Here is a 13,899-nt window from a genome sequence, read left to right on the forward strand (position 1 = left end):
TATGAAAATATACCTATTTTTAGTAGCACTAATGACGGTTGCCTCTTTCGCCGGATGCAGTAAGTATCTGGATGTGGAGCCAAAGTCATCTGTAGCCGAGGAGCAGATGTTTGCTTCTGAAACAGGCTTTGAACAGGCTTTGGTCGGCGTGTATTCCCAACTGAGCAAGCAGAGTATGTATGGAGACCGCCTCTCCTTGGGGTTTGTGTCCGCTTTAGCGCAGAATTATACCCAGTCCAGTTCAACAGCTCCTTATTACGAGACTCGTTCGTATAATTACAACAGCGATGAGGTCCGAAATATCCTAAATGCCGTATGGAGCAGCTCGTATAATGCTATAGCTGGACTGAACAAGATTATCGAAAAGACAGCATCGAATAGATCGGCGCTTTCTTCCCAAGGCTATAATTTGATTCGTGGAGAAGCTTTGGCTTTACGTGCTTATATTCATTTTGATCTTTTTCGTTTATTTGGCCCCGAGTACCAATCCGGAAAAGGACAGAAAGCTATTCCATACGAGACGATGGTGGATGCCTTTGCCAATATACCGGGCACATCGGAGGAAGTATGCCGATTGGTCTTGAACGATATTACGGAAGCTGCAGATTTGCTCAAATCTGTCGATCCGGTTTTTGAAGAGGGTACAGATATGGATACCCGCCGTATACGCATGAATTATTACGGCGTCAAGGGGTTGGCAGCTCGCGTATATATGTATATGGGAGATAAGCCGGCAGCGGCTAAAGCTGCGCAGGAAGTGGTGGATGGCGCTGAGTTTCCTTTTGTATCCAATACGCGAGTTAGTGCTGCTGCCGGATCAAAAGATAGGTTGTTTATGTCAGAACTCGTCTTTGCCCTTCGGTCTCGGGATATCCTGACTTGGACCCAGAATTATTTCCGGTTTTATATCTCTTCAGGAAGAGGCTTGACCCGTACTTTGGCTAATATAAACACCCTATATGAAAACTCCACTACCGATGTAAGGAAGCTCTACCTCTTTGAACAAGATCAGGGTATATTATTTCCTTCCAAGTTCTGGCAGACCTATACCCCCATCACAGGAGAAGGATTGACATCGTCGTACCGAACGGATCAACTTATTCCATTAATTCGGGTCTCCGAGATGTATTATATCTTGGCAGAAGCCGCCAACTCGCCCCAATCGGGCGTGGTAGAATTGAACAAAGTACGCTTCGCCCGGGCAGTCGGTAAGCTTCCCGAAGACGGATCTGTTACTGCGACACAGCTACAGAATGAGATTCAGAAGGAATACCATAAAGAGTTTTATGCCGAAGGACAGTACTTTTTCTATTTAAAGCGAAGAACCATTACGCGCATGCCTTTCATGACTTCTGACATTCCACTATCCATTTATAAATTACCGGTTCCAGATGTGGAATTGGAGTATAATCCTACTTATAAATAAGAATATGAAAACGAGAAAATATTTTATTTTCGCGGGTCTTCTTTGCGCATTGATGGCCTGTAAAAAGCAAGAAACAATGTTATTCGAAGGTGAAGAACGGGTTTCTTTTTTTATCGGTGAATATGATGTTGATTCTACAAGTTATACGTTCGCTTTTGACCCCGTGACAAAAGAAAGGGATACCCTTTATCTCAAAATGCGGATCCAGGGCAGAAAACACAACCGCCCGAGAACTATAAAGATCCAACCCGGAGTTGGTACCACAGCTGTGTTGGGACAAGACTTTCTCTTGCCAGAGGTGGTGTTACCGGCAGACTCTGTCACGGTTAATTACCCGTTGATACTGATCAATACACCCAAAATGGAAACACAGGCGTTACGGATCGTGGCTGAAGTAGCCGCCTCTGACGACTTCTTACCAGGTGGTACAGGACAGGCGATCGGTGGTACCAAAGCTATAAATTCCTATAAGATATGGGTGTCCAACAAGCCAGAAAGGCCGGTTTACTGGGATGATGTGGAAAGCGACTTTGGACCATTCTCTGCAACACGTATACGTTTTATGATCAGTGTATTAGGTGTTTCTGATTTTTCATATGATACTATAGGTGCCTATGGAACATTTACCTATCCCGTAATTCTACGCAATGCCCTAGTAAAATACGAAGCCGCAAATGGACCTTTGATCGATGAGTTCGGTCAACGTGTAACTTTTTAATTCAACAGACAATGAAAGGAAATAGATTTTTAATATATACTATAGGCTACTTACGAATTGGCCTGATAGCATTACTAATGCAGGGTTGCTCCTCATTTGAACAGGACTTTAGCCGATCACCAATTGGAGATATCAACATTCTGATGGACAAGAGCGAGTACGATGTGGTCCAGTTGGAAAAGTTAAATATTCCGGTTACGATAAATATTCCGCCGGGAAAGACAGGGCGATATGCCTACCGTTGGAAAGCATTGACAAACGATGCTGTTTACATCTTGTCCGACAAGAAAGATTTGGATACGATTATTGATCTGCCACCTCAGCAGTATAATATTCAATATACCGTGACCGATTTGGACAATGGTCTTGAATTTAACAAGCACCTCTTTTTAACTGTCAATGGTGCTTTTTATGAAGGTTGGCTGGTTTCCCATAACCTAGGAGGCAAAGGCAAGCTTGCATTTATACGGGCGGACAATGCGGTATTCCCTGATCCTGTAGGACAGGCAAATAATCTGTCCTTCCCAGAGAACCTTAAAGCCTCATTTTACAACCAAGTAAGTTATCAGGTAAAATATGCATCCATAGCCAGCTTTACAGGCACGGAAATATTCCGCTTTGATCCCAATACATTTAAATTGACAGGCAAGAGTGAGGAAGTCTTTATGTCTCCCAATGGTTATGGTGGGTTAGCTTGGGATGGCGGATTAGGTCGTGTAGATCAGTATTTTATTAATAATGGTGAGGTCCATGTCGGTATGGGAGATTTTTATCCCAATGAAATATTAAAACCGTATACGCCAGGTCTTGGTGGAGATTACAACTTGTTTCCAGCGGTCATTTCTTCATCCCTATATAACACTTTCTTTTACGACAATAAATATAAACGGTTTATGGTTGCACCGGCTTTTGCAAGAGCTCTTGCTGTGGCTACGAACGGATCGAACACTACACTTAATATATTCAATATGTCAAATGTCGGCAAGACTATGATAGCTGCCGAAAAGGGAAGAGTTTCATCAAATAGCAGTGTGTTTTATTGTGTGATGGAAGACAATGACGGAAGGTATGTTATGGGAATAAATAATTTGGATCCAATTCTGTACCAAAAAGTTACAGATAGCCAGTGCCCTGATTTTAGCAAAGCAAAACTATTTACCGCTTCGGGCTTATTCCAACATATGTATTATGCCGTCGATAATAAGATCTACCTATACAACATAGTAGCTAATAGCGCGGAGTTACTTTATAGTTTTCCCAGCTCCCAGTTAATTACAGACATCGAGATAAAACGTAAAACCAGCAGAACGCTTGCCGTATCTACCTGGGATGGCACTTCGGGTAATTTTAACCTTTTCGATATAAGTGATTTAGGTCAATTTGTGGATGGAGCCCCTAAAAAAGTTTTTGGTAATCTTGGCTATATTATCCATACCAGTAATAAATAAATCCATGAAGAAGATCAGTATAACAATGAGTTTAGTAGCGCTGCTATTTGTAGCGCAGGGACAAGAGAAAAAAGTATCTACCATACAAGAGCGCTTGACCGCTTTGAAGGAAATGAAAGATACTAAGTCATTACAATCTACTCTTAAAAAGCTGGAGCGTAGTAAAGAAGAATCGGATAGGGTTTTGGCTTACTGGTATTATTATGGACAGCAAAACGAAGAAAAGACAGCAGCGATTCAGCAATCGGTAGTAAAAGATTTTCCGAACAGCAACCTAGCGATTCAGGAAAAGGTCAAGGTGATTAGTCAGATGAAATCGCTTGCCGAACGTGATATGCAATTTCAAGCCTTATTAAAGGAGTATCCTAATGCATCGATAGGTTTTGAGATGTACAACATGGCCAATGCATATGCCAGTGAAGGGAATGTCGAAAAGATGGTCCAGTATGCGGACTTATATACAGATATGACGTCGGACCGGAACGGGAACCGTCTGAACAAAGCATCGGTATTGTCCAGCTGTGCCCGTTTCCTCAGTAGGAGCAATCCGAAGGCGGCATTGCCATTTCTGGAGGATGGTCTTGCTTATCATCGTATGGATCTCGCTAAACAGGAGGAAGGAGACACCGAACAGATCCGAAAGGAACGTCGTCGTCGTGCTGAGCAAGGCTATTATATCACGCTCAGTAGTTATGCCGATGCTTTAGGGCGAGCAGATAGAGCACCGGAAAGCTTACAGCTGCTAGCGGCGATTAGACAGGAATTGACCAGAAAACAACCTATAGAGCAGACGAATTTGGAGATCATAGATGGAGCTTATTTAAACGCGCTGCTAGCCAATAAAAAATATGGGGAGGCGCTTCCTTATCTCGAAGAGGATTATGTCAAAGGTTCTGCAGGCGTGGTGACCGCTGATCTGCTGCAAAAGGGATACGCCGATAGCAAAGGATCACTAGAGGGATACGAGACCTATAAAGCGGCATTGGATCAAACCAAAATGGCGAATGCAGAAGCCGAAATGATGAAAAAGCTGGTGTCGAAAGATGCACCGGAATTTGAATTAAAAGATGTAGACGGTAATACCGTAAGATTAGCTGATCTGCGTGGGAAAGTGGTGGTTCTCGATTTTTGGGCTACCTGGTGCGGACCATGCAAAGCGTCCTTTCCAGCTATGCAGAAGGCGGTAGATCGATACAAAGAAGACAAGGACGTTCGCTTTTTATTCCTGCACACTTGGGAGAGAGGTGCTGGTGATGCAACTGCAAATGCGAAGAAGTATGTAACGGACAATAAATATAGTTTCGAAGTGTTGATGGATCTGCGGGATCCATCAACGAAGGAGAGCGCAGTGGCACAAGCGTACAAAGTAGACGGCATTCCTACAAAAGTAATCATCGATCCTCAGGGACGTATACGATTTGAAACATCGGGCTTTTCAGGTGAAGACGAGACCGCTGTGAAGGAGCTCTCAGCGATGATTGAGTTCGCGCGGAAGAATTGAATAAATAGAGTCTCTTAGAAATCCTTTAGGAGGCTCTTTTTTTTTAAACTATTCAGCTAGTATTTGCTCTTTCGATTAGGCGAATTTAGGTAATTGCTATTTTTCCTTATATGTTGTCTGTTGATGATATGTTGTTTCGAAAATTGAGCTGATAGCTGAAAATTGGAATTAAAAAAGTAATAGAAAATGACACCATCAGAAATAATACGTATATGAAAATAACAATAATGTTAATCCAGACTGTACTGTTGCTGCCCATCTTTGGATTGGCTCAAAATGGTAAAAATGAGGGCTACATAATTCATGGTCAAATTGACAATATGCCGCGTGGTAAACAGTATGTTTATCTTGCGTCGATAGTGAGAGATCAGGAACTACACACGGATTCCGTCTTAATGAAAAACGGGAAATTTACGTTTAAGGGCAGAGTGGACGAGCCTTGTATGGTAAGTATTTATACAAATGTACCTGACCGTAAATATCCAGCTACGATGGGATTATTTTTAGAGAATGCTAAGATTAACTTGCGTGCAACATGGGACACGTCTGCGCGTGAATACGTAAAAAACTTGATAGTGACGGGCTCAAAGGTACACGAAGAAAATGAGTATCTATTTGATGGTGCTATGAAGCGCTCGGGTAGAGACAAAATTAGGGAAGGATATATCGAAGCCCAAAGGAGAGGTGATACGGCACAGATGAGGGCGTTAACAAAGGCAAATTTAGAAGCGTTAGAAGTCTATACAAACGATATCCAAGATTGGGTAGCGGCAAACCCAAACAGTTTTGTGACGCTTCGATACAGGCAGATGCTTGTTCCTAAAGATGAAGCTGGTCTGGATAGGTTTGAAGCGGAACTGGATAGAATGGAACCTCAGCTGCGCTCGTCTTACTTAGCAAAGACGATCTATGCCGAAATCGACGAACAACGCCGGCGCTTAAAGATAGCTCCAGGGACGATGGCCATTGATTTTGAACAGCCTGATAAAGATGGCAAGCTAGTAAAGCTTTCGGACTACAGGGGCAAGTATGTATTTGTTGATTTTTGGGCAAGTTGGTGCGTACCTTGTCGGGCCGAAAATCCCCATGTCCTAAAGGCCTATAATGATTTCCATCCAAAGGGACTCGAAGTGCTATCTGTTTCTGTCGATGATAAACGAGAAGCTTGGTTAAAAGCTATAGAACAGGACCAGCTGCCATGGACTCAGGTTTCAGATCTGAAAGGTTGGGATAATTCTGCAAGTAAATTGTATTTAATCAAGGCAATACCAGCTAATTTCTTGATCGATCCATCGGGTAAAATAATAGCTTCCGGACTGCGGGGCGACAATCTCCATAAAGAACTGGAGCGTGTATTTGGAAAATTGTAGTAGTCTTTTGAATAGTAGATCCAAGGGAGGGGCGAAGATCTTTTGAACTTCGTCTCCTTCTTAAAATAGCTGCAATAACAGAGTTGCAGGTAATCTTTTTTTGTTACAAGATAAATTTGTAATAAATTAGTTGCCAAATTAATCTTAGATGCAGTTTGGTAAGGAAATAAATAGCGAGTATGACTTGTTGGATCGCCTCCGCAAAGGAGATCACGAGGCTTTTACTAAACTATATGAAAAGTATAGTGTGCTGTTGATCCCTACAATCTTACGACTCTTAAAATCACAAGAGCTTACCGAAGAGCTATTACAGAAATTATTTATCAAAATCTGGGACTCACGCGAGCAGATAGACCCCACCAAGTCTTTTAAAGCTTATGTGTATCGTATTGCACAGAATATGGTATACTATTCTTTTCGGGAAGATAGTAGACAGAAGCGACTTTTAGATTTTGTAATCAATCAGAAGTCCGAAAGCTATAGTCATATCGAAGAAGATCTTATCAATAAAGAAATGGAGGATCTCGTAAAAGCCGCTATAGAAAAGCTGCCTCCAAAAAGAAAAGAAGTTTACTTGCTATTTCGTTACGAAGAAAAAAGTTATAAGGAAATTAGTGACTTACTCCATATTTCCACTTCGACTATCAATGATCACTTGCAAAAGGCCAATAAATTTCTCCGTGAGGAACTTAACAAAAAGGAATTCGTCTGGCTCTTATTTTTATTGCTGAGTCAATAATATCCTGTTTTTTGTCAGCATTGTTCCCTAAGCAAGGCCACTTTCTATATGCGTAAACTTTTTAGCTTTACATTATTTTAAAAAAAAATTAATATAGAGCAGTTAGTTTGTCTCTCTAAGGCATACTATAATACAAAGGGGCGCATATGGAACATAGCAAACATATAGAAAGTTTATTTAAAAAGCATAAGGAAGGATCAGCATCTGTTGAAGAAACCAGAGTACTGCTTGCATTCTTCAAGGATCCACAAAATTCTGACTATTTAAACGCCCTTATCGATCAGGAATTTGAGGAGGATGCTACTGAAATGGCAGAGGAACTTGTTTCGTCTATTGCACGGAGTGTAAAGAGCGTCGTCGATCTCCATATTGAAGGTCACACAACCGAGCGGCCTGTATTATTCCGCTATATCAGGAGCTATAAGTACGGGTGGTGGTCTGCCGCGATTTTAATCTTAGGATTGTTCGGTCTCTACCAATATAATCTATACCCTGTTAAAGTAGGACACCCTATAGCCTTTACAGATACCAAAGATCAGGAAAAGGCGACGCTAACCCTAGGCAATGGGCAACAGATAGAGCTGGATACCGATAAAGATGGGATTATAACGAGAAACGAGGGACTAACGTATGCCGATGGCCAAAATCTTGTACAGCTACATGAGGTGCAGCAAGCCCTATTGTCGACGCCGAGAAAGACGCAATATTCTACGATGCTACCTGATGGCACGCAAGTATGGCTTAATGCCGAGTCATCCTTAAGTTATCCAACTAGTTTTGAAGGTGCTGAACGTATCGTTGAGCTCAAGGGCGAAGGATACTTTGAGGTTGCGCATGATGCTAAGCATCCGTTTATTGTAGTTACAAAAGGACAAAGATTGAAAGTGTTGGGTACCAGTTTCAATCTCAAAGCCTATACTAATGAGCCTGCTGTGGTAACTACGCTAGTCACAGGTCGGGTGCAGCTCTATTCCGACAAAGCTACAGTAGCGCAGATGCTTAGCCCTGGGCAGCAATCCGCTTTTGTCGAAGATAAGTTTTATGTGGGCCATGTCGATACTAAAATATTTTGTGCCTGGAAGTTAGGGGAACTCAGGTTTAGAGCAACTCCGCTCGATGAAGTGTTGCGTGAAATAGAAAGATGGTATGATATCGATATCGATTATTCGACCGTCCCCAAAGGCGTAAAAATCCATGCTTCTATTCGTAAGGATAAAAAACTAGCCATTGTGATAGAAGCATTAGAGAAAATAACAGAATTGAAATTCGATATACAGGGAAGGAGGTTAAAGATTATGCACTAAAGCAGACTGTTTTGTCGAGATTCTTTAAAATAAACCAGAGGTGTGGGGACACCCCTAGTTCATAAGATTCGAGACGTTTTCGAGATTAAGACATGACGAAAAGAAGTAACTAACCTTATTTACAAATTTATGAATTATTCCCTTATGCACAAGAGCAGCAGTGGATTTGCTGTGCCTCGTGCGGCTCTACGGTCAGAGTCACCAAGGCTTATGGCCATGATGAAAAAATGCTTATTGGTGTTTTTTCTATTATCCTTTGCTGCATTTCAAAAAGTCACAGCGCAGAAAGTGACAATATCGCTCAAAAATGTGTCTTTTATTGATGCCTTAGAAGAGGTCAGCAAGCAAACACAATATGATTTTTCTTATAACGATAGGATATTGAAGAATGCAAAACCCGTTACCTTAGCCTTAAAAAATGAGACACTCTCAAATGCTTTGATCAAATTATTCCAGGATCAACCCTTTAACTATGAGATCAAGGAGCGTATAATTATCATTTTTGAAAAATCTAACACACGTCCTGTGGTCAATGCGTTAGGCGGTACGCCCGTAGAAGGACGTGTCACCAATGAGAGTGGATTGCCTCTTAATGATGTAACGATCAGAGTACGAGGTAGTAATTATATCACCAAAACGGATATAACCGGCAAGTTTACTATTCCTGCGGAATTTGCAAACTCGGTGTTGCACATCCATCACTTAGGTTATGCACCGCTTGAGACCGGTGCACAACGGGCTCGCACGGCCATGTTGACTATGGTATCTTCCCAGATCGACGAGGTCATGGTTAATACGGGATACCAGACTGTGGACAAGCGACACCTTACAAGTGCGGTAACCACGCTCAAGATGGACGATATTAAAACTGCTGGTATCAATACGGTCGATAAATTGTTGGAAGGAAGGGTTCCGGGGATGATCTTTATGCAAAATTCTGGACAGGTTGGTGCAGCGCCAAGGCTCAGAATCCGTGGTACATCTACCGTGTTAGGGACTAGGGAGCCGCTATGGGTTTTGGATGGTATCGTCCTTACCGATCCGGTCAATGTCGATCCTCAGCAGATCAATGATCTGGATTTTGTTAACCTCTTGGGTAATGCGATTGGTGGTCTAAACCCCGAGGATATCGAACAGATTGATGTGCTCAAGGATGCTTCGGCAACAGCACTGTATGGAGCAAGAGCAGGCAATGGTGTTATTGTCATTACCACCAAAAAAGGTAAGATTGGAAAACCTACGATATCATATGCAGGCTCTTCTAGTTTTTCTACCCGGCCGCGGTATTCGGATCGTAGTATTTACATGATGAATTCGCAAGAGCGTTTGGATGTATCCAAAGAGATGGTGGACCGCAAGATCCGGTACAATAATATTACTGAATGGGCTGGATATGAAAAAGCATTACAGGATTATTATGCAGGTGCTATCGATTATAGCGAGTTTAAGCGCTTAAGTGATTATTATGGTACCATCAATACGGATTGGTTAGGTTTACTGATGCGGGATTCCTACTCCCAGAATCATAGTGTCAATCTATCTGGAGGAGCTAGTGAAATACGGTACTACGCTTCTTTGGGATATAATGACGAAAATGGTGTTATACAGAAAGAAAGTAATAAGCGCTATTCCTCCGTGTTAAATGTCACAGCCGACTATAAGAAATTTACGGCACAGATATCATTTTCAGGTAACTATTCAAAAAGAAACTATACACCTGCCGATGTTGGTATAATGAATTACGCCTACAATATGAGCCGCACGATGCCGGCCTATCACAGTAACGGTGATTTATTCTTTTACCCCAGATTTAATAGTCCATTATTTTACGACTATAATATCTTAAAGGAAAGGGATAATGCTGGGGATCAGACGAACACAGTCGCAGCCAATATAAAGGCATTAGTCAAGTTCAAAATCATGTCCGGACTGGATATCGAAAGTACCTTTGCCTATGGCGTATCGAATAATAATCAGGAAACTTACTACACTAAAGATTCATTCTATAATTTCAAATTGCGCCGTGACCAGACAGTAAGAAATGATCTTAGCCCTATAGGAGGCGAACTCAAAAGAATCGACACCCGTAATAATAATTACACGGCACGCCTGCAGACCAACTATGTGAAAGGATTTGGTGCAGACAAAAAGCACCTGCTTACGGCATCCGCAGGTCTAGAAGTGCGGTCGACCGAGTACAATGGGTTTAACATTACGCGAAGGGGGTATTTCCCGGAGATGGGCGGATATTTTGATTATATCCCGACGACGTATACCGGGTATTATCAGCAATGGATGTCCGAGAAAGCAGCTTTGGGCTATTACGATAGACAGCTCAGCAACGAGGTCGCCTGGTACGGTACTTCCGGCTATTCGTGGGATGATCGCTATATTATGAATGTGCATATACGTGGTGAGCAATCCAATTTATTTGGACGACGATCCAACAACAGTTTTATGCCTATCTGGGCAGTTTCCGGACGATGGAATATGCACAATGATATAGTAAGGAATGTGGACTGGATTAATGAACTTGCGTTTAAGGGATCATGGGGTTGGCAAGGTAACATGTTACCTGGGCAATCAGCTGATATGGTGATGCGCCAAGCACTCAATACCAACATATATTATAACTCACCCTTTGCAACGATAGCCAATTACCCCAATCCGGATCTACGCTGGGAGCGTACAACTTCGTCCAATGCGGCCTTAGAGTTTGCATTGTTCAACAGCAAATTAAGGGGATCTGTAGGCTATTTTTATAAGCGGACTAGAGATGCTTACTTGGACAAGACAGTATCAGAGATTAATGGCGTAGAGAAATACGTGATCAATAGTGGTACGTTAGAGAATAAAGGAGTAGAAGTATCCTTGAGTATTACCGCTATAGATAAGACGGGCTTGAATTCCGACCGGAGAGGATTTGTATGGCGCTTTGATCCACAGCTCGGTCAGGTATTAAATAAGGTGCTGAATCGCGCTATCAATAATCGAAACAACGTATTGCAGGACAATATTTCGTACAATGACTTTTTGAGCGGCTCGATACAGCTTGCGGGCAAACCGATAAATACATTTTATTCCTACAAGTTTAAAGGACTGAGCCCGGTGGACGGTTCGCCTATATTTTATGGAGCAGAGCCTGAGTTGGCGGATGAATATAGAACCAAGTATTCACAGATGGAGTTGGAGGATGTTTATCTGGAGGTACTTTCAGAATCTGGTCGCAGAGAGCCCTTTATTCAGGGTGGGATTTCCAACTACTTTGGCTGGCGTAATTTCGGGCTGTCATTTAATGTTACCTATTCCCTAGGTAACAAGATACGTATGCTAAAAATTGCTTCGGGTTATGGCTCCACGGTTGCATCACCCCAGCAAAACCTGCGTAAAGAATTTGTCTATAGATGGCGTCAACCAGGAGACGAAGCTTATACCAATATTCCAGGGATACAAACTTCTAATAATAACAACTTGCCTTGGTGGAATGTGTATCCTGCCAGCGCCTACACGTTTGGCGGGTCAGTATATGATATGTATGACAATTCGGACGTGAGACTCGTCAGTGCCGATCATTTAAAATTGCAATCCGCTTCTTTGCGGTACAATGTACAGGAGAAGCTAACAAAAAGACTTGGTCTAGGCTCGGCTTATATCAGTATTACAGGTACCAATCTATTTATGTGGACCAATAAGCAATTGAAGGGACAGGATCCGGCCCAGTCAGGTTCTTCTCCTAATATCAATCTTTCTCTACGACCTGTTTATTCTGGTAGTATTAATCTTTCATTTTAAATCTATAACATCATGAAAAATAGTTATATACTTTTATTTTGTTTGGTGTTTATCACATCTTCCTGTGGTAAGTTTCTCGAAGAGTATTCGCGTGATCTGACTTATGTGGAGACAGCCGAAGATCTCAATAAGTTGATGATTGGAGAGGCATTTATTCCCAGTTTTTCACTTTCGATCAGTAACCAATCAACCATGAGCACCTTAAGCTCAGATGTAGGCGTAGTATTGCCTTGGCTGCATGTGATGGACGATGATAGCGAGTCGTTTTTAGTAGGATCGGTAGATCCGAACGAGGCTACTCCCCAACAGACCCTCGCAGGGTTCCACAACTGGGCACAAGTTCCTGCAGTCAATGTGTTAAATATGTCATGGGAAGACAACTTTTGGAGAAAGGTATACAAGCGTATAGGCGCGCTTAATGCACTCATTTTTCAGGCAGACAATCTTGTACAGAAGTCTCCAGAAGACGTGTTGGTAAGGCATCTACGTGGTGAAGCATTCTTCCTACGGGCGTACTATTATTTTCTACTACAGAATATTTATGGAGCTCCGTACCGTAAGAGTACAGCAAGTCTGGACGAAGGTGTGCCATTGAAGATTTCGGAAAAAGTGGAAGATAAGTATTTTAAGCGGGACAAAAATGATGTGGTGTATGCTCAAATTATTTCAGATTTGAATGAGGCGGCTACGCTTTTGGAAGGCTACAATCCGGATTCAAAAATACGTGTGGGCATCTCAGCTGTAAGGGCTTTGCAGAGTCGGGTTTACCTGTATACAGAGCAGTACGACAAGGTGCTGGAAGCGACTGTAGGCTTTGACAATATGGGCTACACTTTACAGGACCTTAACCAACATGTTGCCGGCACCAATTTTACGTTCAGGGCTTCCTCCGAAACCATATTTACTATGGGACCTAATACGGTTCCAGCTGTTTTTCTTTCCGATTCGGTGGGTCAGTGGAGTGGTAATGATAACCGTGCTTCTTCCTTCAAAGTTGCTGATAATCTGATTGGAACCTATCAGATAGACGATTTGAGACGGCAGGCCTTTTTTAGACAAACGCCCAAAAGTAAATCATGGTTGCCCGGTAAATATCGCACATACACCACCTATGATGATGTGGCTCAGGTTTCTTGTACTTTCTCTTTCCGTTATGCCGAGGTGGTATTAAACCGTGCCGAAGCACTGACCATGACAGGTGAAGATGCGCAGGCAAGAGAGGAACTTCAAAAGTTGCGTGTGAAGCGTGTCCGAAATGCTGGTATCAGTCAATTACCATCCTTCAATGAAGGTTTAATTGATTTTGTTCGTGCCGAGCGCCGTCGCGAGTTGTGTTTTGAGGGACATCGCTGGTTTGATTTACGACGTTACGCGGTGAATACCCAGTATCCGTTGCCCGCTAGCTTTATGATCAAGCATCCTACTTACACCTATGATCCGCAGACAAACACCCATACTCCGGTCGGTAATTATATTCTTAATTCCTTTGGACAGGACGCCGCAAGTTGGCAAGTGCCGATTCCAAATTACGCCATAGAGTTCAACCGCGGATCGTTGACCAACCCTGTTCGTACGGCACGTAGTATACAACCTTTATAATG

The 13,899-nt window shown here is 42.5% G+C and carries 9 protein-coding genes; all 9 read left to right on the forward strand.

The genetic code is table 11. From position 1 onward, the window contains the following. Position 1 precedes the first annotated feature (1 nt). The 9 genes from JKG64_RS13525 (at position 2) to JKG64_RS13565 (ending at position 13,897) form a co-directional block, all read left to right on the forward strand. A complete protein-coding gene (locus tag JKG64_RS13525) occupies positions 2-1,426 on the forward strand; it encodes a RagB/SusD family nutrient uptake outer membrane protein (RefSeq protein ID WP_210354836.1) in 1,425 nt (474 codons plus the stop codon). 4 nt (positions 1,427-1,430) lie between these two features. Beyond that, positions 1,431-2,144 carry a DUF4843 domain-containing protein gene (locus JKG64_RS13530; protein WP_210354837.1) on the forward strand — a complete coding sequence of 238 codons (714 nt, stop codon included), beginning with the start codon at positions 1,431-1,433 and terminating at the stop codon, positions 2,142-2,144. 11 nt (positions 2,145-2,155) lie between these two features. After that, positions 2,156-3,592, forward strand: a complete 1,437-nt coding sequence (locus JKG64_RS13535; protein ID WP_210354838.1) for a PKD-like family lipoprotein — start codon at positions 2,156-2,158, stop codon at positions 3,590-3,592. 4 nt (positions 3,593-3,596) lie between these two features. Then, positions 3,597-5,093 (forward strand): TlpA family protein disulfide reductase, encoded by a 1,497-nt coding sequence (locus JKG64_RS13540; RefSeq protein WP_210354839.1) that lies wholly within the window; start codon positions 3,597-3,599, stop codon positions 5,091-5,093. A 212-nt stretch (positions 5,094-5,305) separates the two neighbouring features. Continuing rightward, positions 5,306-6,463: a TlpA disulfide reductase family protein gene (locus tag JKG64_RS13545; protein WP_210354840.1), complete on the forward strand. Its 1,158-nt coding sequence runs from the start codon at positions 5,306-5,308 to the stop codon at positions 6,461-6,463. 148 nt (positions 6,464-6,611) lie between these two features. Continuing rightward, positions 6,612-7,202: an RNA polymerase sigma factor gene (locus JKG64_RS13550; protein ID WP_210354841.1), complete on the forward strand. Its 591-nt coding sequence runs from the start codon at positions 6,612-6,614 to the stop codon at positions 7,200-7,202. Positions 7,203-7,348: 146 nt separating this feature from the next. After that, positions 7,349-8,506 carry a FecR family protein gene (locus JKG64_RS13555; protein ID WP_210354842.1) on the forward strand — a complete coding sequence of 386 codons (1,158 nt, stop codon included), beginning with the start codon at positions 7,349-7,351 and terminating at the stop codon, positions 8,504-8,506. Between the two features lie 129 nt (positions 8,507-8,635). Continuing rightward, the gene (locus JKG64_RS13560; protein ID WP_210354843.1) at positions 8,636-12,298 is read left to right on the forward strand and encodes a SusC/RagA family TonB-linked outer membrane protein; all 3,663 of its coding nucleotides are present in this window, start codon (positions 8,636-8,638) and stop codon (positions 12,296-12,298) included. A gap of 12 nt (positions 12,299-12,310) precedes the next feature. Continuing rightward, positions 12,311-13,897 (forward strand): RagB/SusD family nutrient uptake outer membrane protein, encoded by a 1,587-nt coding sequence (locus tag JKG64_RS13565; protein ID WP_210354844.1) that lies wholly within the window; start codon positions 12,311-12,313, stop codon positions 13,895-13,897. Positions 13,898-13,899: the final 2 nt, after the last annotated feature.

It is taken from the genome of Sphingobacterium tabacisoli (assembly GCF_017908035.1).
GTDB lineage: Bacteria > Bacteroidota > Bacteroidia > Sphingobacteriales > Sphingobacteriaceae > Sphingobacterium > Sphingobacterium tabacisoli.

Coding starts and splice junctions, on each gene's coding strand:
- JKG64_RS13525 (WP_210354836.1), top strand. CDS start 2: ATGAAAATATACCTATTTTTAGTAGCACTAATGACGGTTGCCTCTTTC.
- JKG64_RS13530 (WP_210354837.1), top strand. CDS start 1,431: ATGAAAACGAGAAAATATTTTATTTTCGCGGGTCTTCTTTGCGCATTG.
- JKG64_RS13535 (WP_210354838.1), top strand. CDS start 2,156: ATGAAAGGAAATAGATTTTTAATATATACTATAGGCTACTTACGAATT.
- JKG64_RS13540 (WP_210354839.1), top strand. CDS start 3,597: ATGAAGAAGATCAGTATAACAATGAGTTTAGTAGCGCTGCTATTTGTA.
- JKG64_RS13545 (WP_210354840.1), top strand. CDS start 5,306: ATGAAAATAACAATAATGTTAATCCAGACTGTACTGTTGCTGCCCATC.
- JKG64_RS13550 (WP_210354841.1), top strand. CDS start 6,612: ATGCAGTTTGGTAAGGAAATAAATAGCGAGTATGACTTGTTGGATCGC.
- JKG64_RS13555 (WP_210354842.1), top strand. CDS start 7,349: ATGGAACATAGCAAACATATAGAAAGTTTATTTAAAAAGCATAAGGAA.
- JKG64_RS13560 (WP_210354843.1), top strand. CDS start 8,636: ATGAATTATTCCCTTATGCACAAGAGCAGCAGTGGATTTGCTGTGCCT.
- JKG64_RS13565 (WP_210354844.1), top strand. CDS start 12,311: ATGAAAAATAGTTATATACTTTTATTTTGTTTGGTGTTTATCACATCT.